We start from the raw sequence: 23,507 nt of genomic DNA on the forward strand, positions 1-23,507 counted from the left end.
ACCTGATCTTCAAGGACCTCAACGATGCCCGATTCTACTTCCTGCTGCCGTGCCGGCGGCGGCTACTGCCAGCGCTGCGATCTTCTGGTCGGGTTGCCGGGGCTCCACGTGGTCGGGGTCCATCGCGACGACGCGGGGCTCCGGGTCGAGGTCGAATCCGTCCGGCAGGAGGTGATGGGCTGCCCCGCCTGCGGGGTCATCGCGCATGCGCATGGCCGGCAGAGGGTGGAGCTGATCGACGCGCCGTGCTTCACCGCGCCGGTGAAGCTGTGGTGGCGGAAACGACGCTGGCTGTGTCCCGAACCATCGTGTCCGGTGACCTCGTTCATGGAACAAGACCCCGACGTCGCGCCACCCAGAGCGTTGCTCACCGCGCGGGCGACGTCGTGGGCAATCGTGCAGATGCGGCGGGAGAAGGCCTCGGTCCAGGGGATGGCCCGGCAACTCGGCTGCACTTGGAGGACCCTGTGGTGAGCGGTCAAGCCGATCCTTGAAACCGCCGCCGACGACGAGACCCGCTTCGCCGGTGTCACCTCACTGGGCGTCGACGAACACATCGTGCGCCACGAGGCGCTGTTGTATCGGATGGAGGTGGGAGACCTGCATTGGTTGGCCGTCGTAGCGGCCAGGTAAAGCTGACGGCAGCCTGTCCTGGGGGAACGCCTGGGGTGGGTGGGAGCAGCCGTGACAAAGTCAGGACGGTCCAGTACTACCGGATGGGCCGTGTCTGGTGAGCAAGACGGGAAGGTGTACGAGAGGAACCGGTGTCGTAAAGCCTCTTGATCGTCGCCCAGCTCTAACCCGGTGGATCTGGGCTGGTTAGCGGTGCGTAACCGCTTGTCGGGGCCGTCGTTGACGGTCGTGGCGGGTGGGGAACTGTCGGAACGGTGGTATGTGTCGGGTCCGGCAGGTCGTGGTGAAGGTCTACGGCGTAGCCACGACGATGCCGCAGGGGTAAAGCCGGACACCTCGCCTGTCGACCGAACAACAGCGAACGTGGGAACCATCCGCATCGCGCTCCCCATGTCTGGGGATAGGGGCGTTGCCAGCCGAAGGGTGCGGGTGGGGCGGAGCCGTCGTAGTACTCCGAGGCCGGGAAAGCCGGTCACATGGGGAAGGGCGGCAGTGAGAGAAAGCAGAGGAAGGTGAATGTAATGTCCGAAGACGCGCCGGTGAATGTCGGCGCCGCCGGGTGGCCCAGCGATGCTCGGTCCTATCTGGCGGTACGGAGGATGCAGACCAAGCTGCATGGTTGGGCGGCCACCGATCGTGGTCGCCGGTTCGATGACCTGTGGAACCTTGTGTGTGATCCGGCGTTCTTGACGATGGCGTGGGAACGCGTCGCCGGGAACAAGGGATCCAAGACTCCCGGGGTGGACCGTGTCACCGTGGCACGGATCAGTTCCGGGGTCGGGGTGGAGGAGTTCCTGCGTGACCTTCGGGCCCAGTTGAGGGCTGGAGAGTTCAGGCCGGTGCCGGTGCGGCAGGTGATGATCCCCAAGGCCAGCGGAAAGCTGCGCAAGTTGGGCATCCCGACCGTGACCGACCGGGTGGTGCAGGCTGCTTTGAAGCTGGTGCTGGAACCCATTTTCGAGGCCGACTTCAAGTCGTGCTCTTATGGGTTCAGACCTAACCGGCGCGCGCAGGACGCGGTCGCCGAGATCCACCACTTCGCGAGCAAATCGTATGAGTGGGTGTTGGAGGCCGACATTGAGGCGTGTTTCGACATGATCGACCACACCGCCTTGATGGACCGGCTCCGGTGCAGGATCGGTGACAAGCGGGTGCTCGCGCTGGTCAAGGCGTTCCTGAAAGCAGGCGTGCTCACCATGGTGGGCACGACCGAGGGGACGATCACCGGCACCCCACAGGGCGGGATCTTGTCCCCGCTGCTGGCCAACATCGCCCTATCAGTCCTCGATGACGAGTTCGCTCGCCGCTGGGACCATGAGATGGGCACGGCCGGTAAGCGGGCCTGGCGCCGTGACCACGGCAAAGCGTCTTATCGGCTGATCCGTTACGCCGATGACTTCGTCATCGTCGTGAAGGGTCAGCAGGAACACGCCGAGCAGTTGCGTCACGAGGTGGCAGACGTGCTGGCCCCGATGGGGTTGCGTCTGTCTCCGGAGAAGACCCGCGTGGTCCACATCGACCACGGGTTCGACTTCCTCGGTTTCCACATCCGACGGATGCGGAGACGAGGCAGCAACAAGTGGTACGTCTACACCCTGCCCGCGAAGAAGGCGATCGCCTCGATCAGACGGCGGGTGAAGACCATGACCTACAGGAACACCCTGCACCAGGACCCGGGATACCTCATGGACTATCTCGGGCGGGTGCTGCGGGGATGGGCGAACTACTTCCGGTATGCGGTGGCCAAAGCGACCTTCGCCGCGATCGACTCCTACACGTGGGAGCGGATCACGGCATGGCTACGCAAGAAGCACCGCCGACTCGGATGGCCGGAACTCCGCCGCAGGTACTGCCTGCCCGGAACCTGGCGCCTCGCTCACAACGGGAAGAGGTTCACCGGCGCCGCCAGCGTCCCGGTGACCAGGTACCGCTATCGCGGCTACCAGATCCCTACCCCCTGGGACCGGCCAGCTGTCACCACCAGCTGAACCAGCCCTCTCTCATGGAGAGCCGGATGCGGTGAGAATCGCACGTCCGGTTCGGCGGGCGGCCTGGGGAAACGGACCGGGAGCAATCCCGACACCGCGCCCCAGGCCGACCCAACTGGCATCACGTCACCACCAAGCCCGTCGACCAGGGCGGACGCGGGCCGAAGGAGTTCACCGGAATGGTCGATCTCACCCGCGACAAGGACGGACACGTCCGGGCCAGGCTCGGAGGACCTGGTCCCGGGCCGCTCCGGTGAGGCCTACACCTCGTGGCTGCGTGACCGTGAGTATTGGCGGTCCTGGGGGCCGGGTGTGGTGCGGTTGAGCGCCACCGGCCCGGGTGCCGAATCGTGTGGTTGAGCGCCGGGGTTGGTGTGGTTGAGCGCCACCTGCTTCTAGGCTCCTTCCCGCCTATGTGAGGGCCACGTGGGCGGGAAGGAGTACCGGTAATGGTACGCAGGATCAAGGCGAAGTTGGTGTTGCAGCTTCGTTCGCAAGGGTTGTCGGGCAGAGCGATTGCTGCCGGGCAGGGCATGTCCAGGCACAGCGTGCAGGCGGTCATCGACGCTGCCGAGGAGGCCGGGCTGGGCTGGGATCGGGCGGAGGGCATGTCTGACGGGCAGGTCTACGAGGTGTTGTTCCCGGGCCGCGGTGTCCGGGAGAGCGTCTTCGCCCAGCCTGACTGGGGGCGGGTGCATCGGGAACTCGCCCGGGTCGGGGTGACGCTTCGGCTGCTTCATCAGGAGTATCAGGACGCGGCGGTGCGGGACCGGCAGCCGGTGATGAGTTACGACCGGTTCTGCCGGTTGTATGCCGACTACGCGGCCGTCCTGGGTGCTTCGTCGAGGGTGGGTCACAAGGCTGGCCGCAGCGTCGAGGTCGACTGGTCAGGGCCGACGATGGAGCTGCTGGATCCGACCACCGGCGAGGTGTCGAAGGTGTATTTGTTCGTGGCGTGTCTGCCGTTCAGCAGGTTCGCGTTCGTGCACGCCTCGTTGGATATGCGGCAGGAGTCGTGGTTGCGGGCGCACGTGGCGATGTTCGAGTTCTTCGGCGGCACGGTCCCCAGGATCGTGCCGGACAACTTGAAGACCGGTGTGATCTCCCATCCCCGTGAGGGGGAGGTCGTCCTCAATGACGCCTACCGGGAGCTGGCAGGGCACTACTCGGCCGCGGTGCTGCCGGGCCGTGTCAGGCACCCAAAGGACAAACCCAGTGTCGAGAACACCGTCGCGCACGTGGCGACGTGGGTGATCGCGGGGCTGCGGAGCGAGACGTTCACCACCTTGTCCGGGTTGCAGGCCCGGATCCGGGAACGCGTGGATGCCTACAACACCACACCGTTCCAGAAGCGGGAAGGGTCCCGCCGCAGCGTCTTCGCATCCGAGGAACGGCCGCTGCTCGGGACGTTGCCGGCGGCGCCGTTCGAGATCAGCCAGTGGGTCTATGGCCGCAAGGTGGGCCGCAACGGCCATGTCGTCTGGTCGAAGAACTACTACTCGGTCCCGTTCGCCCATATTGGGGCGAAGGTCGACCTGCGGATCACGCAGTCCATGATCGAGATTTACCGCGGCGATGAACGCCTGGCCAGTCACTTGCTGCTGCCCTCAAACACCTCGAACAAGTACCGCACCAACGATGCTGACTTGCCCGAGGGTCGGGGTTGGCAACCGTGGGACAGGACACGCATCGACGCCTGGGCGGCCAGGGTGGGGCCAGCCACCAAGACGGTGACCGACCGGGTCTTCGAGTCGGTCCAGGTCGACGAACAGGCCCATGACCCTGCGTTGGCGATCCTGCGCCTGACCAGACGATTCTCCCCGGCCCGGGTGGAGGCAGCTTGCCAGTTGGCGCTGCGGGGACCGGTGCGCAACATCCGCTACGCCCATCTGAGACCGATCCTGGACACCGGGCAGGACAAGACCGGTCAGAGCGTCGAGACCGCCGACGAGGTTGGCGGCTATGTCCGCGGCAGCGACTACTACGCCGGAGGGACCCGATGAGCGCCTCGCTGCTGGACATCGAGACCAAACGCAAGCTGCGGGAGATGAACGCCACCGACCTGCTGACTGCGATCGACACCCAAGACCCAGTGGTCTCGGCCGGGTTGGCGTTCGAGGACAGGCTCCGGATGGCTGTCGATGAGGCCTACTCGTCGTTCACCCACTCCAAGGTCACCGGCCTGATCCGACGCGCCGGTTTGCGTTACCCGAACGCTGACCTGCGCCGGATCGACCTGCTTGAGGAACGAGGGCTGGACCGCAGCCTGCTGTCCCATCTGGGCTCCTGCCAGTTCGTCACCCGCCAGCAGAACGTCGTGTTCCAAGGCTTCACCGGATCCGGGAAGTCGTATCTGGGATGCGCGCTGGCGAAACGGGCCTGCGAACACCGGATCCGGGCCCATTACATCCGGATGCCCGACCTCGAGGAGGCCTGGACCGCGGCCCAGGAACAGACCGGTGGAGCCGGGAAGTTCCTCCGCAAGTACGCTGCCTTCACGCTGCTGGTGATCGATGAATGGCTTCTGGATCGTCCCACCGAATCGATGCGAGGGATGCTGCTGGAACTGATGGAACGCCGCTATGGCGAAACCTCAACGGTATTCTGCACCCAGTATCAGCAGAAGGACTGGCACCAGCGCCTCGGCGCCGGCGTCCACGCCGACGCCATCATGGACCGCATCGTCCACAACACCCTCTGGATCGAGACCGGCACCTACAACATGCGCGAGCACACCGCCGCGCAGACCTAACCCCGCAGGGTCAGCGCCGGTGGTGGCTCCCAGCCACGTCACCACCGGCGCTCACCCGCACCAACCCCGGCGCTGGACCGCACGAACCACCGGCTCCCACAGCGTCAAATACTCAACCGCGGCTACACGTTCCGCAAAGGCATCGAGATCGCCACCCCCTGGACCCATTCCATGGCTACAAGAACGCCATCGACGACCAACTCGAAGACGCCGTCGCGGTCCTCGACGCGTTCCACGTTGTCAAGCTCGGCACCGCCGCGGTCGACGAGGTCCGCCGCCGGGTCCAACAAGACATCCACGGCCACCGAGGACGCAAGAACGACCCGCTGTACCGGATCCGCAACATTCTGCGCTCCGGCCGTGAACACCTCACCGAGCGGCAGAACACCCGTCTTCCCGCGGCGTTCGCCGCTGATGAGCGTCACGTTGAAGTCGAGATCGCCTGGCACTGCGCTCAACAGCTCCGATCGGTCTATCACCAGTCGGACCACGCCGACGGCCGCAGGGTTGCTGAAGATCCTCGCATCGTTCCCGACTTGTCCGATCCCGGAGATCGCCCGCCTGGGCCGGCCCCTGAACCAGAGACGCGAAGCGTTCCTGGGCTACTTCACGACCGCGGGAGCCAACAACGGCGGTACCGAGAGCATCAACGACCTGATCAAACTCGCCCGCCGTACCGCCAGAGGGTTCCGCAGCCCAGACAACAACCGACTCAGAATGCTCAAACTCGCCCGCCGTACCGCCAGAGGGTTCCGCAACCCAGACAACTACCGCCTCAGAATGCTCCTCATCGGCAGCGGCCTACGCACCTAGCCCACGCTCAAGTCCGAAGAGCCCGCAATCCGACACCGTGATCTAGCCGGGTCGATGGGCCAGGTCGGCTCCGCCGGCGACAACGCCGCCATGGAATCGTTCTTCGCCCTGCTGCAGAAGAACGTCCTGAACCGACGGCGCTGGGCCACCCGACAAGAGCTCAGGCTGGCGATCATCACATGGATCGAGCGCCCCTACCACCGCCGACGCAGACAACCACGACTCGCCCGGTTGATCCCCATCGAATACGAGACCATCATGACCACAACGGCCCTCCAAGCCGCCTAACCCAACCTGTCACCAAGACGTGCACCAGTCCCCTCAGACTCACACTCCGGACCCATCCGCCCTAGAAGGCTCCACGCCCCTCACACCCTGGACGCCCACTACTAGCGCATACCCCAGGACGAACCAGAAAGACCCCGCGGTCCAATATGAACCGCTGAATTGAAGCATCACCAACGGATAGATGGCAAAAGCAATGACCACCACGTTCTCAAAGGGGCTTCGGAGCAACTTCACCATGAGCACACCAATAATTAGCACGGACACCCCAAGGTAGAGCACTCCACCATTGAGCATGAGCTCCAGAAACAAGTTGTGCGGATAACTCTCTGAACCCCAGCTGAACAAGCCGTATCCAAAGAATGGCGACTCATCAATTGCCTCAAAAGCCGAACCGTAAACGTCTCCCCGCCCGGAGGTCCCCTCCCAGTCGACTCCCGAATCTCCTATATACGCGAATACACGCTCCAGGACCCGTCCAGCGGTAGGAACGGAGCTCAAACGACTCAACCCGACACCCCCAACCGAGAGAAGGACAGCCAAAACAAGGAAGAATCGCCCAACACCCCCTTTCGACCTGGCATGCATCGCGAGGCCACCTAGAACCACCAGCCCAACAATCATCGCGACAGTAGCACCACGGGCTCCTGTGAGCAGGACCCCAAACACCTGAACGGGAAGCAACACCAACGCGGCAATCCTATACCACTTTCGCGTCATCCACACTGGCATCGATAACACTCTTCCGTGAAGCAAACAAGCCAAATTCAGGTTGAACGCCAAAGCGCCAATGTACCCAGCTGTCTGATAAGAAGCTCCTCCCAGACCCCGGTCTTCACTCTCACCCACAAGATATCCGTATGAAGACGAGATCACAGCCGCACTCAGAACCCATATCAAGGCACCCAGCCAACCCCCGAGTTTCTCGCGTACACGTTCCTGAGCGCAAACCGCCCCGGCGAGAACAGATGGATACGCGAACACTATCGCCATTCGAAAGGAGAGTTGACTCACGACCTCGGTGCGCCCGGTCGCCGAATCAAAGGCGTACACACTCGCGAGAATCAGGGGCATGACCAACAACAGCAGAAGCCGAAGAGGAACCGCCTTCAGTCGAGACAGCATTTGAACATAGACCACCACCATTACGCCCGCTAGAACGATCAGAAACACCTGATACACCGGGCTTGAGTCAGATCCTTCGTAGCTCAATCCCAGCACCCCAAGAACAGAAAAGAAGATCTCAGGCCGTAGCGCCACGATCACGCAAATAGCCGGCACAAACATCGCACCTCGGACCTCAGTCACTCTCGGCACCCCTTCACGCCACACCCACGCACGGCCCAACCATGCGCATCCACCTTAGCCGTGAGTCTATGGAGATCAACCATCATTGACCGCTATGCTCCGCCGTCTTGTCAGACAAAAGCCGACGCTCGCGTCCCGCAACAAGAACAAGTGTCAATTGACAGAGATGAATGATCCCAATCCCCAGGGCAATGCCCCAGTGCAACTCTCCAAACCTCAAGACACTGAAAACCGTACCGAGAACACCGAGCAGAGCGGGTAGCACTATGCCGCCCAAGGCAGGCCTGCGGAGCCCCTCCAAGGCGACCAAAACACGCGCCATTCCGAACACAAGTTTCCAGACGGTAATGGCTATTGCGAGGTAGACGATATTCCCGGACAACGCGACAAGACTGGCCAGAGCGGTACCCGCGGTATCGATCACGTTGATCCCGGTACTCCGCCGCCACCGGCTCCTAACCATGTTTAATGCTTCTGACAGAGGCGTCATGAATCGCGCCGGAAGGGATGCGAGGAGCACAGTCAGGGGCATACCGACGTCCGCCCACTTGGCGGGCAATAGCCACATGCCCTGCGAAACGACCACCCCCAGAGCCGCCGCGACCAGCCCCATACCTGATGTGACAATAAGCACTACTCGAAACGTGGCTCCCGAACGTTCGGCTGGCGGGACTCGCTGAAGTTCGCTCATCGTCGCCTTCGAGAGCGGCCCAGCGAGCACGCCCGATATGGCGCCCGTAGCCTGATACGACACAAAGTAGGCACCAAGAAGCGCCGGGGAAGCCGCAGCGGCCACCACCATATAGTCGACTTGACTCGGCAGAACCTGGGAGACCTGATGCAGTGCCAACTGTGCACGAAACCGAAGCGACGGTCCTGCCTCACTGAAGGCCTCGCCTCCCCCTTCACCCCTCTTAACACCCAGCAGGTAGCCCACCGCTACCATTACGATACTGTTCGCAAGCATTGCTAGCCCCAGAGCGAGACTAGATCCGACCAGAGCTGCCACACAAATGCCAACGGACACACGAACTAGCGTAGCTATCACCTGAGCTACAATAAGCTGGCCTTGTCGCCGAGCCTTTATGAACTCTGCCACGTACATTGCAGATCGCCCTTGGAAGGGCAGATCCAGAGCGATGACGCCAATCAACAAAGCAACTGTAGCATCACCCACCATGAGATAGCCGAAGCCAATGACGAGCCCCACCACGAGGAGTGCCGCGTTCATCCGAAAAGTTCTACGAAGGGCACTGCGTCGGACCACTAGACGATCGCCCGCCAAGTAAGCATTGGCCTCGCCCGCATTCACCAAGGCACCCAGAACCGCCATAGAGGCGCTGGCTGTCGCCCAATTACCGAAATCAACAGGCGAAAGCCAAACCGCATACACAAACTGCCCAGCCAGTCCCCCTATTTGAACCAACAACGATCCTAGGGAAACCAAGGCCGCGCTCTTGAGGATGGCAGACCCGCTCATCTCATCATCTTAGCGGGACGAGCCTTATGTTCGGTACCAAGAGTAGCGACCGTTGATAGACGCCAGATAGCTTGTGATATCCGGATTCCACAAGATAGACCTGTTTGCCTAGCGCAGCGGCCGGTAAGGCCACATGCAATCGGTTGGTCACGACGTTGGCAGCACCTGCAATGGCGCACGCATAGTCCTCGAATGAAGCAATCCGAGGATCGCTGATATCCCTTGCCTCATCGGCGAACATGCCGTGCGAAAAGCCGTCAACGACAGGCTCGCCAACCAAGCGCGCCAAGAGATCCATATTGGCTCGCCACTGACGATCCTTCGTCCACACCTTCCAAATCCCGCGTTTGACTAGCGGGGGCGCCGACTCAAAGCTCGAAAGCGCCAATCGCTTCAGTCTAGAAGAGATAGGTGGCCCCGCCCCCATAGACGCGGCTTCACGATCCATTCGGGCGACCACTAGCGTGGAACCCGCTACGGGTTCCACCCCGACCGCGGTCTCGCGAATGATCGCCCGAGCCCGCATGTGCCCAGACGCAACGACATCATGGTCGAGGACTGTGGTAACACCAGCGCCGCGCAAGGTCCGCCCCCAAGTGGTCTCTAGGTGTTCCATTGACTTGGACTCACGAATCATCCAAGTCGTAGGCGCCGAGCGTACTCCAAACAATCGGGCTGGGTCCTGCTGGCGAAACATCGCCGACGAGGGAGCAATCACGAGTGGCAAATCCGGAAGTTCCACAAGTCGCTCCCGCAGAATCCCCGGCCACGAGTAGGAGTCGAGCAGGCCACCGCTAGGCGGCGTGACGAGAATGTCAGCGTGCGAAGGGTCGGTGACGTACTCAATCCCACATTCTTCGAAGATCGCGCGATAGACACGGTGCATAAGAAAGTCACCGTTATTCCCCAGCGCCCTCCCCTTCCTGTCCAGCAGAGCGATCTCAAACGCCTTCGCCCCGCGCCAAGGATGGAGTGCCGCACGGACACCCTCTTCAGACGGCCAACCAGAGACCCCCTGTTGACTGCTTGTCATCTTCGTCCCCAAATCTCAAGATGCCGCAAATAGCTCTCGCACACCGATGCCTGCGAGAACCTTGAACGAGCATACGCACGTGAATCAGCTGCCATTCCGGCCCACTCTCCGGGCTCCCGCCATAGAGAGCTGACGGCCCGCGCAATAGATGCTCCCGAACCTTCCACGACTCGCCCGATTCCAGACTGTCTGACAATATCACCCATAGCCCCGATGTCGGTGACCACGGGAACCATACCAAGCGCCATCGCCTCACCTAAGGCCCCCGGAGAACCTTCTGACACAGAAGGGAGAACAAAAACTCCGCTCGTTCCCGTAAGGACGCCACTGACATCACTGACAAAGCCAAGCAGTTCGACGCGGTCCGCGACTCCAAGCCGGCGCATCGCTTCAAAGAACTCCCTCTCATATGACTCGCTCGCAAACGAGCCCGCAAAGACTGCACGCACCGGCGGAAAGGCCGACGCTAAGAAGGCTAGTGCCTCTAGCACGGCGATAGGCTGCTTCTGCTCTCCGAGAGACCCAACAAACACGAGAGTCTTCTGCGGCACCTCACCGCGGCTCGTATCCTGGAAGAACTCCGGCGAAACTGGATTCGCGATCCGCCGAATGCGGTCACGCATCAAACCCTGTTCCTCAAGTTCGTCCGCAATACCTTCAGAAAGAGCGAACCCGGCACAGGCACGCCTAACAATCGCTCGCCGGACAGCTCTGAATGCCCAAACGCGCATAGTCCTTCCCGATTTCGAGAGATCCCCATTCTGATTAATCGGCAGAAGAACATATGGTATTCGCAGACAGACGAGAATGGCGGCAGCCAGCAGATTGAAGAGATATGCACCTTGAAGGTGGACAAGGTCGACTTTCTTCCGGTTCCAGATGAACCATGACCACGCATTCACGACCCAAACAATCTGCCCATAGATTGACACGGGAAGGACCGTGCCGAGTTGCACATAGCGGATCCCCACCACGCGTTTCCTCGGCAGTTCCACTCCAAGTGCAACTACATCATGATCGAGGGTGCACGAAACAGCCTCGAACAACCGGTTCATCAGGATGGTTGGCCCACTGTAATCGCTTCTCATATGTGGGTTTAGTACGACTATACGACGCGAGCTGGGCCCAGGAGCTTCAACGCCACCAGACGGCTCCCGCCGGTGCGAACCCGCGGATGTCACCAGAGCCCTCGCTTCAGGCCGTGTCGGCTCGGTCGGCCTCGAGTCAGTTTCGCTAATACCGATAGGATCGCTCGCCCGTGAGCCTCTGGTGACCAGTTCTCCATTGCTTCTTGCCGGCATAGGGCGGCCACTGCGCCACGGTTTTCCTCAACGAGCGCAAGGCAGTCTTCCATTGCCTCGGCTAACGATGCCACGTCGCCCCTCTGATACAGGAACCCAGTGACACCATTTCGCACAGCCCGAAATTCCGGAACCTGACAGCTTGGATCACCCGCAGTGACAACTGGGGTTCCGCGGAGAAGACTCTGGATTGTGCTCAGTCCGGCGCGTTCGGGTAGGACCGTGAAAGACAACAGATCGTATACCTGTTCGAGTAGCTTCTCGTCATGAACCGGCCCCAATAGGCTCAGAGGGACGCCGAGCTCCTCTGCTTGCGCCACAAGCGCATCTGCCTCAAATCCTTCACCAGCCAAAATGATCCTCAGATCTCTTCCCTGACGCCTCATAACGGAGGCAGACTCAATCAACAGGCCGAATCGTTTCTCGGGAGTCAATCGCGCAACTGCTCCGATGTACGAGATACCAGGACTTCGGGGAGGTATATCCAGCTCCGACACGTCTCCGCCCTCACAAATTGCAGAGCTGGAGTAACTATTGCCAATGATTGTCATAACCTCAGGTCGTACGCCAGCTGAAGCTGCCAGCTCATAACCGTCCTCACCGTAAAGCATCAAGTGATCCGCGAGTCCATAGAAGGCTCGACGAAGAAGCTTGATGGCGACCGATGTGTCGGGCTTGTGCCAGCCGATCGTCCAAAATACCACCGGAACAGCAGCAAGTCGAAGGAGACCAGCCGCTAGCCAGGTGGACAAGAAGGCGGCATTGCCTACGAAAATGACCGCATCAAACTTGCCCGTTCGACAGAGATGAACTAGCCCTCGTTGCCAAAGAAGTCGTCCGCCGATCCATCGGTTACTCAGACGCAGATGTCGATCTAGAACACCCTCGGGAACTTCTGGGATTTGTACGCCCTTTACACCCTCCCCCCCGGCGAAGGTTACTTCCCAATTTGGGTGCTGCTGGAGCTCAAGATAGACACCCTCCCGATAGTGCGATAAGTGCTCCGCAACGATCAGCACGCGCTTCTTCTCGATGGGCGCCTCAAGGAGTTGTGGCACGCTCGTTCTCATTTCCATCGAGAATGGCAGAGATCACTTCGACAAAGGCTCGCGCCCTCGCTGCAGCATCGACCTGCCGACCAGCCAATTCCATGGCTCTTTCCTTCATACTCTCCAGCTTTTCCGCGTCCCGCATTGTATCAACGATTGCGACGGCGGCCGTCTGAGGATTTAGTGGATCAATATATGTGACTGTGTCCCCACACACTTCGCGGACGAAGGGCCGGTCGGAAGCGAAGATCCTCCCGTTTGTCGCCATTGCCTCAATAGGCGTTGCAGAGAAGGATTCCAAGAGGCTTGGGAAAATAACCGCATCACACTGGAAGTACAGATCGGCGACGGCCGAGACTGGAATGACGCCTACGTTCTTGCAAACTGCTCGGAATTGCCTAGTACGTTCCGCCCACTCACTTTCCGAGAGAGTGACAACGAATTCTACTGAGACCCCCAGCAGCAACAATTCGGCATGCAATTGGGTTAGGAACTCATGATTCTTGTGAGGATACCCCCGCGCGACGTAAACCAACCGATAATCAACACCCATTGGGCGGGGCGCCAAACTCAGATCTCTTCCCGGCCTGCGAGCTGCTTCAAGTACCGCACTATTGACGGCGTTCGGAATAGTTTTGGTTCTCTCTCGCGGGTACCCTGTCCTTCGGCAGAAGACGTCCAGAAGCGCCTCTGACTCAGAAACTAGCAGCGACTCTCCCTGGAACAATTTACGCGCGATCGGTCCACGGACGGCGCGCTTGAGCCGGTTTCGGATCGGCCCCTTCGGAACCCCTATGGGCCAGTGGTAGACCGAGGTTACGTCGGCTATCCCCGTTACGACGATTGGGGCTCGTTTCCAGCCGTATCTGGGGCCAAACACTGTCCATTGCAGAGCAAATTCATTTCTCCCGCGCGTTATCCAACGCTCACGCGCCCACCATTTCTGACGTGTGGGCACTTGGATCTGCGCGAGGTCCTTTGTCACAACGTTGGCGATCACTTCTGGTGAGGCCTGAATACACAGTGTTTCCAGCCACGGGTGCGCGCGCACGGTGTCGCCATCATGGCGCATGAGAAGGAGTTCGTCAATCAGTGAGGCGGCCACTTGGACCCCGCCTCCTACAAGAAGATTTGACGCGTCAAGCAATACCGGCTCCATGACTCACCTCCGACGGAGGCCGACACGCGCGTGATGCGTGCTGGCCGTTGAGCGGACGAGGTTCAAGACCCTACGCGAACTGTCATGGATCCGATAGTCATCTGGATCGGTGGCTCGCCCCGTCTGACCATGTAGCGCGATGGTCATCGCGACGGCATCGACCACATCCTGTGGACACAGCCCAGTGATGACGATGCCCCCTGTGTCGATCGCTTCCGGCCGCTCAATCGCGTCGCGCAACGTTACGGCCGGGAAAGCCAGCATGGTGGACTCTTCCGAGATGGTTCCAGAATCGGAGATCACGCAACGTGCATGCTTCTGCAGTTTCACGTAGTCGTGGAATCCCAGAGGCTTGTGGAGGACAACCTTGGCTGAGGCACCCAGTCCGAACTGCTCGATCCTCTTCCTGGTACGGGGGTGCGTCGACACCAGCAACGGAACGCCCTGATCCTCGGCCACTGCTGAGAGTGAGGTGAGCACGCCTTCAAGACGAGTGGGGAGGTCGACGTTCTCTTCCCGATGCACTGACGCCACCATGTACTGACCAGCCTGCAGCCCAAGACGCTCCAGCACATCGGAGGCGTCGATCTGATCGGCGTAGTAGTCGAGCACTTCGCGCATCGGTGAGCCCATGTGGATGACGCGCGAGGGGTGAAGGCCCTCCCCCAGCAGATTGCGGCGGGAGTGCTCCGTGTAGACAAGGTTGTAGTCAGCCACGTGGTCGACGAGGTGCCGGTTGATCTCCTCCGGCACGTTGGGATCGAACGATCGATTGCCGGCCTCCAGGTGATACACAGGAACCTTCATCCGCCGCGCCATGAGCGCCGAGATGCAGGAGTTGGTGTCGCCAAGCACGACCATCGCGTCGGGCTTCTCCTCCAGCAGCACGCGCTCGGTGCCCCGCAGCACGTCCCCCAGGACGGCACCCAGGGAGCTGGTATCAGCCTCCAGGAAGTGGTCTGGACGGCGCATCCCGAGGTCCTCGAAGAAGATCTCGTTCAGCTCGTAGTCGTAGTTCTGTCCCGTGTGTACCAGGACGTGGTCCGTGTACTCCTCGAACGCCGCGATGATCCGGGACAACCGGATGATCTCGGGGCGAGTGCCGACAACCGTCATGACCTTCAATCGGCCAGCCATATCAGACCAACTCTCTTACTGTGTCCGGGCGATCCACGTCGAAGAGTTCGTTGGCCCAGAAGGATGTGAACAGGGTGCTTGAGCCGGTGTTGGTGATCTTGTGGGACCACAGGGTCGGCATGTCCACGGACACGGGCACGTCTCCCGTCACGTGGATCTCCTTCACGTCATCGGTGAACATCTTCCGCAGCGCGATGGTCGCCTCGCCAACCAGGACGGTGAAGCGCTCCACCTTGCGGCGGTGGTAGTGGTCACCGCGGCTGATCCCGGGAACCGTCGTCGAGAACGAAGCCTGGCTCTCACCGCCGTGGGTTCGGATCATCTCGAAGAATGAGCCCCTCGGGTCCGCATGCTTGACGAGGGGGATCTCGGGGGACGCCTCGAAGGCGTACGCCCGGTAGGTGTTGAACAGGTCACGGTGGAAGGGATCACTCAGATCAGGGATGGCGCCCGTCGCGTAGATTCCGGAGAACTCCGAAAGCATCTCGAGCAGTTCAGACACCAGCACCCTGCGTTCCAGGACGTCCTGCTCGGATGGGTCGACCGCCCCCGTGAGCAGATCCGCAGCATTCTGGGCATGGAGGAGAGTCAGTTCCTTGTCATTCTCGACCTGCGGCTGCCCCCCGTTGGCCAGGGTGTGGCAGAAGGTGGAGGTCACGGCGTTGTAGAACGGGCGACCGTGCTCACCGAAAAGGTTGGGGAGCTTGAGGTCGACGAACTCGACTCCACGGTCATCGGCCGCGGCCGCGAGGATCGCCGCAGCCTGCTCCTTGGCCGCGCCGTACTGGGAGCCGTTGCCGGCCTGCGTCGAGTTCGCATAGGCCACGACAGCAGGGGGCGTCTCGGCCCGGCGGAGCGCGTCGGCTGCCTGCTGGGCGAACAGGATGTTCCCATCGCGGACGTCGTCATCGGCGGCCCGGTTGACTCCCGCGATGTGGATGAAACGGGAGGCACCCTCCAGGGCCGCCACTGCGGAGTCCAGCTCAAAGCCAGCGCCAACGGCGACCGGAATGGACTCGATTCCGCCGGCGTGCAGGGCCCCGCGAGTGTGCCAGCCGAGGAACCCGCGGGCTCCAGTGATGGGGACTGGGGTCATGATGTTGGTTCTCTCACCTTGAGTCGGGCTGGTCATCGTTCAGTGAGCAACTGCTGGATCTCCGGCAACTTCATAAGGAGCGCCTTCGTCTCCTCCACGCCCATCTGCTGCGTGTTCTCCGAGGTGTAGTCGTCATCACGGGCGATCGACGACTCCTCCCCGTCGAAGTACAGCTCGTACTGAAGCGACCTGGCGTCGAGAGGAACCCGGAAGTAGTCGCCCTCGTCGGATGCCTTGCCCATCTCCTCACGGCTGAGCAGCGTTTCGTGCAGCTTCTCCCCATGGCGGATGCCGATGACCCGGATTTCGGGGTCGTCCACGCCAAGGAGCCCTGCCACCGCGCGCGCGAGCACCTCAACGGTCGACGCCGGGGCCTTACGCACGAAGAGGTCGCCCGGTTCCGCGTGGGTGAAGGCATGCTCGACCAGGTCGACCGACTCTGCCAGGGACATCAGGAAGCGGGTCATGGTCGGTTCGGTCAACGTGAGCGGCTTGCCATCCATCAACTGCTTCACGAACAGCGGGATCACCGATCCTCGCGAGTACATGACGTTCCCATAGCGGGTTACGGAGACGGTCATCTGCGACTCGGGGTGGTTGCGCGCGAAGGCCTGCGCAGTCTTCTCCATGAGCCCCTTGGTCATGCCCATGGCGTTGACCGGATAGACCGCCTTGTCCGTGCTGAGGCACACCAGCGACTTGACGCCCGCCATGGAGGCGGCGCGAATCACGTTGTGGCTCCCCTGGACGTTGGTCAGCACCGCCTGCTGGGGGAAGAACTCACACGAAGGAACCTGCTTGAGCGCTGCCGCGTGGAAGACGTAGTCCACCCCGCGCATCGCGGGAAGCAGGCTGCTCTCGTCCCGGACGTCGCCGAGAAAGAAACGGAGCCGCTCGTCATTGAACTGACGACGCATCTCGTCCTGTTTGGTCTCGTCCCTGCTGAAGATGTGGATCCGCTCGACCCCCCGCTCCAGCAGATGACGCGCCATCGTCGACCCGAAAGAGCCTGTGCCTCCTGAGATCGCCACCACCGAACCGTTGATCGGTCGTGCTTCCTGGGATCGCTCTGTCACTGACTCTTCCTGTCTTCTAGTGTCGACTCGCGGCCGGGACGTTTGTGGCCGATCGAAAACTCCTGGGCGACTGTCGGCTCGCACCGATCCGATCAAGATCTTACTCAAAATAGGTAACTGCCCACATTTGGCCCTAGCCACCGCTCCTGCCACCAGGTGTCCTCGGCGCCAGACCGGCCGGCTCTCGAGGCTTGATGCCCGAGTCGTTCACCACCGTGCGTGTCCGAATACCCGCCCAGGCAAGCAACGCTGCTGGCAGCGTGCGCAGGCCGTGGAACAGTCGCTCCCTTCGGGCCTCGTTGAGCGCCGTGCGCCCCGGAGGCACGTTGCGCCCCGCACGGAACAGTTCCTCGGACGGCCACAGAGCGGTCTTGACCCGCCCCGGCCAGGTCAAGAGAGATCCGCCGCGGACGTGTCGCCACCAGACGCGGGCGGCAGGCATCCGGCCATGGCTGCGCTCCCGCCAACTGCGAACAAACTCGAGATCCAGGTGGCTCCCTGGCTCGGCCGAGGGAACTCCAAGGCAGGACAGCACCCCCTCCAGCGCAACGTCGGCCCCAGTCATGTGGGCAAGGCCTGCCAAGTCCTCGGAGTCTGCGCCGAGGCGATCGACATAGGTGCAGAGATACCTCAGCTCGTCGCGATGCCGGGGGTTATCCGGGCTGCTCCGAAGAGAATGGAGTGCCATCAACAGGATGCTGGAGGCTTGGTCTGCTGCAGGGACCTGACGAGCGGCGAGATCAATCGGTAACGAGCGGGCCCAGAGGTTCTCGAAAGCCGTTCCTGGGTCTGCAAGGAAACCCGGCCACCATCGGTGAACGTCGATGTCACACGGCATTTTCTCGTTGAGCACCGTCACAGAGTGATGGCGCCCGAGGAAATCATTGAATTCGCCGAGTCGTGAACGCCAACCCGCAGTCCCCAGCGCTGCGAGGTAGCGGTCAAAGTCGGCCGGATGGACGAGGACATCCACGTCGGACGGGATCCTGGGTTCCCGTAGCCCGTGCCAGACACCTACCAGACCCTTGATCGCCAGGACGCGGATTCCGTTCGATACTCCGATGGCGTGAGCCACCGCGTAGGCGATCTCGATTCCCTCGATGTGACGGAGGGCACCAACATCCATGGGGGTCCCCGCCGAACCGTCTCGTAACCCTTGCCATGGCACATCCACCGCAGAGAGCCCCGGTTCGCCCCGCCGACGGAGGCACTCTGCTCGATGAGCCCAGCCGACTCAAGTTCGCCGAGGAACACACTGACGTCGTCCTTGACCTGGTCCACCGCAAGGTTGAACTGAGTGGCCACATTCGCGACGACTTCAGTGTCACTTCTGGTGACTCGCTGAGCACCGGACCCCAGCAAGGAGTTCCAGATGCAGGCACCGGGCCCCTCGAATGCCAGGGGTGGCTTGGAGGCGTCGGTCAGGTCAACGGCGACTACGCGGGTTGCTCCGGAACAGACAAACGCTGTCGTCTCGCGGACTCTCCACTGCAAGCTGCGCGCTCCTGCCTTCGGTCTCGCCTGGCTCCTTCTGCCCTACGGTACCTGTGCGCTGGCGATTCGCTGTTGTCCCCCACCCCGAAGGGTCGGCGTGCGACGCGCATGGGCGGGCTTCGACGAACTAGCGACGAGGGCCGCAACGGCTTACGGGTTTCGCTGTCGCCATATGCTGTTCGCCATGAGCTCGGACATGATTCCCGATGACCAGCCCGCTGGCGATGCCTCCCGGCCCGATGTCGGGCGTCGGGAGAAGCGGCGCAACCGACGGGTCCTGTTCGTCGTGCTCGCGCTGCTCGTCGCGGTCGTCGCGGGGGCATAGGCGTTGCGTCGTACTACGCGAAGTCGGCGATCGACGCGCTGGACAACATCACCCGCGAGCCCACCATCATGCCCACCACCGGCAGCAGCAACCGGCCGCCGACGGTCGAACCGGTGCCGGGAGTCGAGCACGCGCCGCTGAACATCGTCCTGATGGGCAGCGACACCCGTGGCGACGAGCGCGGGCGCTCCGACGTCCTGCAACTCCTTCACATCTCCGGCGACCGCAAAGGCGTCTACCTGATGAGCATCCCCGTGACTCGTGGGTCGACATCCCCGGCCGCGGGAAGGCGAAGATCAACGCCGCCTACTCGTGGGGCGGGCCCGCCCTGACCATCGAGACAATGGAGCAGCTGCTCGAGGTGCCGATGGACCACACGGCCATCATCGATTTCGAGGGCTTCACCAAGGTCATCGACACCCTGGGCGGCATCACGGTCTACAACCGCGAGGCCTCGAGCAGCCGCGGCGCCACCTTCCCGAAGGGCGACATCACCCTCAACGGCGCCGACGCGCTCATCTTCGTCCGCGAACGCTACGGCCTTTCCGACGGCGACTTCGGGCGCGCCACGCGGCAGCGCGACGTCATCAAGGCCGTCCTCACCAAGCTCGCCTCCGCCGGCACGCTGACCGACCCCGGCAAGTTCCGCGAGGCCGTGACCACCCTGGGCGGCAACTTCACCGTCGACGCCGGCCTCACGAACGACGCGATCATCGACCTCGGCTGGCAGATGAAGGACTTCCACCCGGCCGACATCCGCTCGTTCCAGCTGCCGACCGCCGGCTTCGACATGACGGGCGACGGCCAGTCGATCGTCGTCGTCGACAGCGACAAGATCGTCCAGCTCCGCGAGGCGCTGCGGAACGACACCATGGAGGAGTTCTACTCGTCTTTGTGACTCCGCTGCCCACCGACGGGGTCCCCCGGGTTATCGCCGAATGCCGCGGTACGGCATTGTTGGGAACACATCGCCAAGCGAAGCATCACCGAGGGGACCTCACAAACATGAAGATCGTCGTCGTCGGCACCGGTTATGTCGGCCTGTCCAACGCCGTCATCCTGGCCCGCCACCATGACGTCACCGCCGTCGACATCGACGCGGCGAAGGTCGAGCTGATCAACGCCAGGGTCTCCCCCATCGACGACGTCGAACTCGCCGACCACCTGGCCAACCGGCCGCTCCGGCTCCACGCCACCACCGACGCCGACGCGGCCTACGCCGACGCCGGCTTCGTGCTGGTCGCCACCCCCACCGACTACGACCCGCAGACGAGCTACTTCGACACCCGCTCCGTCGAGGGAGTCATCGCGGCCGCGCTGAAGGTGAACCCGGCGGCCGTCGTCGTCATCAAGTCGACGGTGCCCGTCGGCTTCACCGAGGAGCTGCGCGAGCGGCACCCGGGGGCCACGATCCTGTTCTCCCCCGAGTTTCTCCGCGAGGGGCGGGCGCTGTACGACAACCTGCACCCGTCGCGCATCGTCGTGGGCGACCGGGGCGAGGCCGGGCGCGCCTTCGCCGACCTCATGGTGGAGGGCGCGGACGACACCGACATCCCGGTGCTGCTCACCGACTCGACGGAGGCCGAGTCGATCAAGCTGTTCGCCAACACGTACCTGGCTCTGCGGGTGGCCTACTTCAACGAGCTGGACACGTACGCCGCCACCCGTGGGCTGGACACGGCGCAGATCATCGAGGGTGTCGGCCTCGACCCGCGGATCGGTTCGCACTACAACAACCCGTCGTTCGGGTACGGCGGCTACTGCTTGCCGAAGGACACCAAGCAGCTGCTCGCCAACTACTCCGACGTGCCGCAGAGCCTCATCGCCGCCGTCGTCGACGCCAACCGCACCCGCAAGGACTTCATCGCCAACGACATCCTCGCCCGAGGCCCGGAGGTCGTCGGGATCTACCGGCTGACGATGAAGACGGGGTCGGACAACTTCCGCTCGTCGTCGGTGCAGGGCGTCATGAAGCGGATCAAGGCCAAGGGTGTGCCGGTGATCATCTACGAGCCGGCGCTGGAGGAGGACACGTTCTACCACTCCGAGGTGGTGCGTGATCTGGAGGAGTTCAAGCGTCGGGCCGACGTGATCGTGAGCAACCGTCAGTCGGACGACTTGGACGACGTGGCGGGGAAGATCTACACGCGGGACATCTACGGCCGCGACTGAGCCAGCGTCGTCAGAGGACCGTGGTCCGAGCAGGAATCCGTGTGCCGTCTTTCTACTTACGAGTCCTGAATGGGTACGTGGGCGATTCGCAGACTCCAGAACTCGTCGTCTGCCCACTGTTCAGGGATGCCCATGCCTCGCAAGTTCATGGGTGGACGCGAGTCGATGAGTTCGTAAAGTCGTCGCGCCCAACTGCTGCGCGGTGAGATGGTCGACAGGATGCTCTGTAGCGACACGAGGACGGGGTAGAGCCGCTTTCGGGATCGCTCTGGAAGTGCGTCTTCTCCGGACAGCCAGCTGATCGACGGCGCGCTGGGAATCGCCGGATAGACGCCGAGCCCCACATTCCATAGCCGGCCATGGTGGGCGCAGACGTTTCGTACGCGGACATAGGTCTGCATCCAGGATTCCAGCACGGGTGCGGTTAGACCCATGCTCCTGGCCACGGCGGTACGGTCAGAGCGTCGCTTCAGGTTGCGGTATGTGTTTGAGAGCTGGCCGATGGTCAGTATCTCCACCGTGAGCCAGGAGGGCGGCAGCTCCGGCGTGCCATACGTGGTCAGGTAGTGCTCGAGCGCGGACTTGTGGACCAAGGAGTCCTCGCCTGTTTCAGGCGTTCCCAGTAGCCGGTCTTCGCAGGCGTCCTTGATGATCTTCACTAGCCCCGCATGCCGGCGGCCGTCGTGAAAGTGCGAGCCATCCGCATACCAGTGAGGATCTTTGTAGGTCGTTGACATGTGATCGGTGAGAGCTGCGCGAACGGCAACCTCGACGCGTTCGAGAGCGTCCATGACCAGGAGTCGGAGCGTCCGGTCGAAGACGTAGAGATCGAGGACATCGTCGAAGGTGGTGCCCTCGCGCAGGCCGTCTCTACCCTCTCGCCGGAACGGAATCGTGTAGGGGGAAAGGCGGTAGTAGCCGATGTGCCGCAGGTAGCGCACGGCGCGATCGTGGTCCGGGATGGCCAAGCCGCGGGTAGCGAGCCGGTCTGCAAGCGCGTCCAGGGTCATCGGCGGTTTGTCGTAGTGCAGCGCACCGCGGGGACGAGGGATCTGGTCTCCGTTTCGAGGTCTCGGCATCGTTGCTCCTCCTGACTCGAGACAAGAAAATCCCCCAAGTGCGCATCGTGGAGAGGCGTGGGGGATGTAGTGGTCACAGGCTACCACGATGTGAGCCAGCGTGGCATCGGGCGAGACCGGCGGGCTGCGAAGTCAGTCGCTCTCGCTCAGGTTCGGTAGCCGAGACGCGGCCGCGCGTTCATTCCCTGACGGAACTCATCGACGAACCGGTCACTGCGAGGTCTTGGCGCACTTCGCCTCGGTGGAACGTGAAGTCGCGCGACAGCTCAGGACCCGGACCGAACAACCATCTCGAAGGGCTCAGCCACCGAAGACCGACGCCTCTTCCGGGTACCGACCCGCCTGGTGCAGGCACTCCTCCAGGATCCGCATCACCTCGAGCGTGTCCGACAGCGGCATCGTCGGCGACTCCGTCATCCCCTCCGACACCCGCTTCGTCACCTCCGCGAACTCGTGCGAGTAGCCGCGCCCCGACGGCTTGGCCTCGATGATCCGCGGCAGCACCCCGCTCCGGTTGACGGTGATCACCGCCGGGTGGTGGAAGCGGGGCTCCACCTCCACCCAGCCCTTCGTCCCGACGATGATCAGCCTCGCCGGGCCGGGGCCGTCGAGCCCGAACGCCAGCGACGACAGCCCGCCGCCGACGTGCGAGATGCTGACGGTGGCCGCCGACTCGACGCCGTTGGGATGGAAGCGGGCCTTGCTGTCGATGGAGCATGCACTGCCGAGGAACGCCTGGGCGAAGTTCACCAGGTAGACGCCGAGGTCGAGGATGGCGCCGCCGCCGAGGGCGGGGTCGAACAGGCGGTGGGTCGGGTCGTAGTCGCGGTAGGCGTACAGGTCGCCCTGGACGGCGAGGACGTCGCCGATGCGCCCCCAGGCGACCACCTCGCGGGCAGCGGCGACCGCCGGCAGGAAGCGCGTCCACATCGCCTCCATCGCGAACACGCCCTTCGACTGGGCGGCCTCCACGACCTCCTCCGCGCCGGCCAGCGTCGCAGTGAACGCCTTCTCCACGAGCACCGCCTTACCTGCGTCGATGGCGGCCAGCGCGATGTCGCGGTGGTGCGGGTGCGGGGTGGCGATGTAGACGACGTCGACATCAGGAGACTCGATGAGCGAGCGGTAGTCGCCGTAGGCGATGGGGACGCGGTGCTTGTCCGCGAACGCGTCGGCGTGGGCCTGTCTCCGCGATGCGACGGCGACCAGGTCGCCTCCCGGAACGAACTGGAAGTCGCCCGCGACAGCGTCAGCGATGGCCCCAGTACCGACGATTCCCCACCGAACTGTGCTCATAGCCTGAGCCTAATCGGCGGCGCGGTCCGCG

General features: G+C 62.6%; 22 protein-coding genes and 2 pseudogenes. 11 read left to right on the forward strand and 13 right to left on the reverse strand.

Annotated elements, in window-relative coordinates; translation table 11 throughout:
• The first annotated feature begins 24 nt into the window (after positions 1–24).
• The 7 genes and pseudogenes from H9L22_RS12315 to H9L22_RS12340 form a co-directional block, all read left to right on the forward strand.
• Positions 25–474, forward strand: coding sequence for a transposase family protein (locus H9L22_RS12315; protein ID WP_187720188.1), 450 nt, complete (start codon positions 25–27; stop codon positions 472–474).
• Between the two features lie 680 nt (positions 475–1,154).
• Positions 1,155–2,621: a group II intron reverse transcriptase/maturase gene (gene ltrA, locus H9L22_RS12320; protein WP_187720189.1), complete on the forward strand. Its 1,467-nt coding sequence runs from the start codon at positions 1,155–1,157 to the stop codon at positions 2,619–2,621.
• 449 nt (positions 2,622–3,070) lie between these two features.
• A complete protein-coding gene (istA, locus tag H9L22_RS12325) occupies positions 3,071–4,624 on the forward strand; it encodes an IS21 family transposase (RefSeq protein ID WP_187720190.1) in 1,554 nt (517 codons plus the stop codon).
• A complete protein-coding gene (locus tag H9L22_RS12330; protein WP_187720191.1) occupies positions 4,621–5,373 on the forward strand; it encodes an ATP-binding protein in 753 nt (250 codons plus the stop codon). Before istA ends, H9L22_RS12330 begins: the two co-directional genes overlap by 4 nt.
• Positions 5,374–5,561: 188 nt before the next feature.
• Positions 5,562–5,819 (forward strand): annotated as a pseudogene (locus H9L22_RS20480) (transposase); the annotation flags it as partial.
• Positions 5,820–5,880: 61 nt separating this feature from the next.
• Positions 5,881–6,186 (forward strand): transposase, encoded by a 306-nt coding sequence (locus tag H9L22_RS20485; protein WP_406707788.1) that lies wholly within the window; start codon positions 5,881–5,883, stop codon positions 6,184–6,186.
• A gap of 39 nt (positions 6,187–6,225) precedes the next feature.
• A pseudogene (locus H9L22_RS12340) lies at positions 6,226–6,474 on the forward strand (IS3 family transposase); the annotation flags it as partial.
• Between the two features lie 39 nt (positions 6,475–6,513).
• Here H9L22_RS12340 and H9L22_RS12345 read toward each other — a convergent pair.
• The 11 genes from H9L22_RS12345 to H9L22_RS20490 all read right to left on the reverse strand — a co-directional run bounded on the left by H9L22_RS12345 (position 6,514) and on the right by H9L22_RS20490 (position 18,604).
• The gene (locus tag H9L22_RS12345; protein ID WP_187720192.1) at positions 6,514–7,779 is read right to left on the reverse strand and encodes an O-antigen ligase family protein; all 1,266 of its coding nucleotides are present in this window, start codon (positions 7,777–7,779) and stop codon (positions 6,514–6,516) included.
• 82 nt (positions 7,780–7,861) lie between these two features.
• Positions 7,862–9,259, reverse strand: coding sequence for an oligosaccharide flippase family protein (locus tag H9L22_RS12350; protein WP_187720193.1), 1,398 nt, complete (start codon positions 9,257–9,259; stop codon positions 7,862–7,864).
• Positions 9,260–9,263: 4 nt separating this feature from the next.
• A complete protein-coding gene (locus H9L22_RS12355; protein ID WP_187720194.1) occupies positions 9,264–9,590 on the reverse strand; it encodes a hypothetical protein in 327 nt (108 codons plus the stop codon).
• Positions 9,591–10,288: 698 nt separating this feature from the next.
• Positions 10,289–11,347 carry a glycosyltransferase family 4 protein gene (locus H9L22_RS12360; RefSeq protein WP_187720195.1) on the reverse strand — a complete coding sequence of 353 codons (1,059 nt, stop codon included), beginning with the start codon at positions 11,345–11,347 and terminating at the stop codon, positions 10,289–10,291.
• A gap of 122 nt (positions 11,348–11,469) precedes the next feature.
• On the reverse strand, positions 11,470–12,651 hold the full coding sequence (locus tag H9L22_RS12365; RefSeq protein WP_187720196.1) for a glycosyltransferase: 1,182 nt from the start codon (positions 12,649–12,651) through the stop codon (positions 11,470–11,472).
• The gene (locus tag H9L22_RS12370; protein ID WP_187720197.1) at positions 12,635–13,747 is read right to left on the reverse strand and encodes a glycosyltransferase; all 1,113 of its coding nucleotides are present in this window, start codon (positions 13,745–13,747) and stop codon (positions 12,635–12,637) included. Before H9L22_RS12370 ends, H9L22_RS12365 begins: the two co-directional genes overlap by 17 nt.
• A 57-nt stretch (positions 13,748–13,804) precedes the next feature.
• Positions 13,805–14,917: a non-hydrolyzing UDP-N-acetylglucosamine 2-epimerase gene (wecB, locus tag H9L22_RS12375; RefSeq protein WP_264292446.1), complete on the reverse strand. Its 1,113-nt coding sequence runs from the start codon at positions 14,915–14,917 to the stop codon at positions 13,805–13,807.
• Positions 14,918–14,939: 22 nt separating this feature from the next.
• Positions 14,940–16,034 (reverse strand): polysaccharide biosynthesis C-terminal domain-containing protein, encoded by a 1,095-nt coding sequence (locus H9L22_RS12380; RefSeq protein ID WP_187720199.1) that lies wholly within the window; start codon positions 16,032–16,034, stop codon positions 14,940–14,942.
• 32 nt (positions 16,035–16,066) lie between these two features.
• Positions 16,067–17,206 (reverse strand): polysaccharide biosynthesis protein, encoded by a 1,140-nt coding sequence (locus H9L22_RS12385; RefSeq protein WP_226965832.1) that lies wholly within the window; start codon positions 17,204–17,206, stop codon positions 16,067–16,069.
• A 37-nt stretch (positions 17,207–17,243) separates the two neighbouring features.
• A complete protein-coding gene (locus H9L22_RS12390) occupies positions 17,244–18,236 on the reverse strand; it encodes a nucleotidyltransferase family protein (RefSeq protein WP_187720200.1) in 993 nt (330 codons plus the stop codon).
• Positions 18,125–18,604, reverse strand: coding sequence for a PqqD family protein (locus H9L22_RS20490; RefSeq protein WP_406707789.1), 480 nt, complete (start codon positions 18,602–18,604; stop codon positions 18,125–18,127). The genes H9L22_RS12390 and H9L22_RS20490 overlap by 112 nt, the downstream gene beginning before the upstream one ends.
• A 184-nt stretch (positions 18,605–18,788) precedes the next feature.
• Between H9L22_RS20490 and H9L22_RS19005 the strand changes: the two genes are divergently transcribed.
• From H9L22_RS19005 to H9L22_RS12400, 4 genes are all read left to right on the forward strand, one after another.
• Positions 18,789–18,929, forward strand: a complete 141-nt coding sequence (locus H9L22_RS19005; RefSeq protein ID WP_226966375.1) for a hypothetical protein — start codon at positions 18,789–18,791, stop codon at positions 18,927–18,929.
• Between the two features lie 68 nt (positions 18,930–18,997).
• The gene (locus tag H9L22_RS19010) at positions 18,998–19,261 is read left to right on the forward strand and encodes a hypothetical protein (RefSeq protein ID WP_226966376.1); all 264 of its coding nucleotides are present in this window, start codon (positions 18,998–19,000) and stop codon (positions 19,259–19,261) included.
• Positions 19,225–19,827 (forward strand): LCP family protein, encoded by a 603-nt coding sequence (locus tag H9L22_RS19015; protein WP_264292629.1) that lies wholly within the window; start codon positions 19,225–19,227, stop codon positions 19,825–19,827. The genes H9L22_RS19010 and H9L22_RS19015 overlap by 37 nt, the downstream gene beginning before the upstream one ends.
• Before the next feature lie 107 nt (positions 19,828–19,934).
• Positions 19,935–21,101 carry a nucleotide sugar dehydrogenase gene (locus H9L22_RS12400; RefSeq protein WP_187720202.1) on the forward strand — a complete coding sequence of 389 codons (1,167 nt, stop codon included), beginning with the start codon at positions 19,935–19,937 and terminating at the stop codon, positions 21,099–21,101.
• A 56-nt stretch (positions 21,102–21,157) separates the two neighbouring features.
• On the opposite strand, the gene H9L22_RS12405 is transcribed toward H9L22_RS12400, so the two are convergent.
• Both H9L22_RS12405 and H9L22_RS12410 read right to left on the reverse strand, forming a co-directional pair.
• Positions 21,158–22,111, reverse strand: coding sequence for an Abi family protein (locus H9L22_RS12405; RefSeq protein ID WP_226965833.1), 954 nt, complete (start codon positions 22,109–22,111; stop codon positions 21,158–21,160).
• Between the two features lie 369 nt (positions 22,112–22,480).
• On the reverse strand, positions 22,481–23,476 hold the full coding sequence (locus tag H9L22_RS12410) for a Gfo/Idh/MocA family protein (protein WP_187720204.1): 996 nt from the start codon (positions 23,474–23,476) through the stop codon (positions 22,481–22,483).
• Positions 23,477–23,507: the final 31 nt, after the last annotated feature.

The sequence above is a fragment of the Tessaracoccus defluvii genome (assembly GCF_014489575.1).
In the GTDB taxonomy this organism is placed as follows: Bacteria; Actinomycetota; Actinomycetes; order Propionibacteriales; family Propionibacteriaceae; genus Arachnia; species Arachnia defluvii.

Coding starts and splice junctions, on each gene's coding strand:
- H9L22_RS12400 (WP_187720202.1), top strand. CDS start 19,935: ATGAAGATCGTCGTCGTCGGCACCGGTTATGTCGGCCTGTCCAACGCC.
- H9L22_RS12360 (WP_187720195.1), bottom strand. CDS start 11,347: ATGAACCGGTTGTTCGAGGCTGTTTCGTGCACCCTCGATCATGATGTA.
- H9L22_RS12410 (WP_187720204.1), bottom strand. CDS start 23,476: ATGAGCACAGTTCGGTGGGGAATCGTCGGTACTGGGGCCATCGCTGAC.
- H9L22_RS12390 (WP_187720200.1), bottom strand. CDS start 18,236: ATGGATGTTGGTGCCCTCCGTCACATCGAGGGAATCGAGATCGCCTAC.
- H9L22_RS12315 (WP_187720188.1), top strand. CDS start 25: ATGCCCGATTCTACTTCCTGCTGCCGTGCCGGCGGCGGCTACTGCCAG.
- wecB (WP_264292446.1), bottom strand. CDS start 14,917: ATGACGGTTGTCGGCACTCGCCCCGAGATCATCCGGTTGTCCCGGATC.
- H9L22_RS19010 (WP_226966376.1), top strand. CDS start 18,998: ATGCCCACCACCGGCAGCAGCAACCGGCCGCCGACGGTCGAACCGGTG.
- H9L22_RS19005 (WP_226966375.1), top strand. CDS start 18,789: ATGAGCTCGGACATGATTCCCGATGACCAGCCCGCTGGCGATGCCTCC.
- H9L22_RS12405 (WP_226965833.1), bottom strand. CDS start 22,111: ATGACCCTGGACGCGCTTGCAGACCGGCTCGCTACCCGCGGCTTGGCC.
- H9L22_RS12380 (WP_187720199.1), bottom strand. CDS start 16,034: ATGACCCCAGTCCCCATCACTGGAGCCCGCGGGTTCCTCGGCTGGCAC.
- H9L22_RS12330 (WP_187720191.1), top strand. CDS start 4,621: ATGAGCGCCTCGCTGCTGGACATCGAGACCAAACGCAAGCTGCGGGAG.
- ltrA (WP_187720189.1), top strand. CDS start 1,155: ATGTCCGAAGACGCGCCGGTGAATGTCGGCGCCGCCGGGTGGCCCAGC.
- H9L22_RS12350 (WP_187720193.1), bottom strand. CDS start 9,259: ATGAGCGGGTCTGCCATCCTCAAGAGCGCGGCCTTGGTTTCCCTAGGA.
- istA (WP_187720190.1), top strand. CDS start 3,071: ATGGTACGCAGGATCAAGGCGAAGTTGGTGTTGCAGCTTCGTTCGCAA.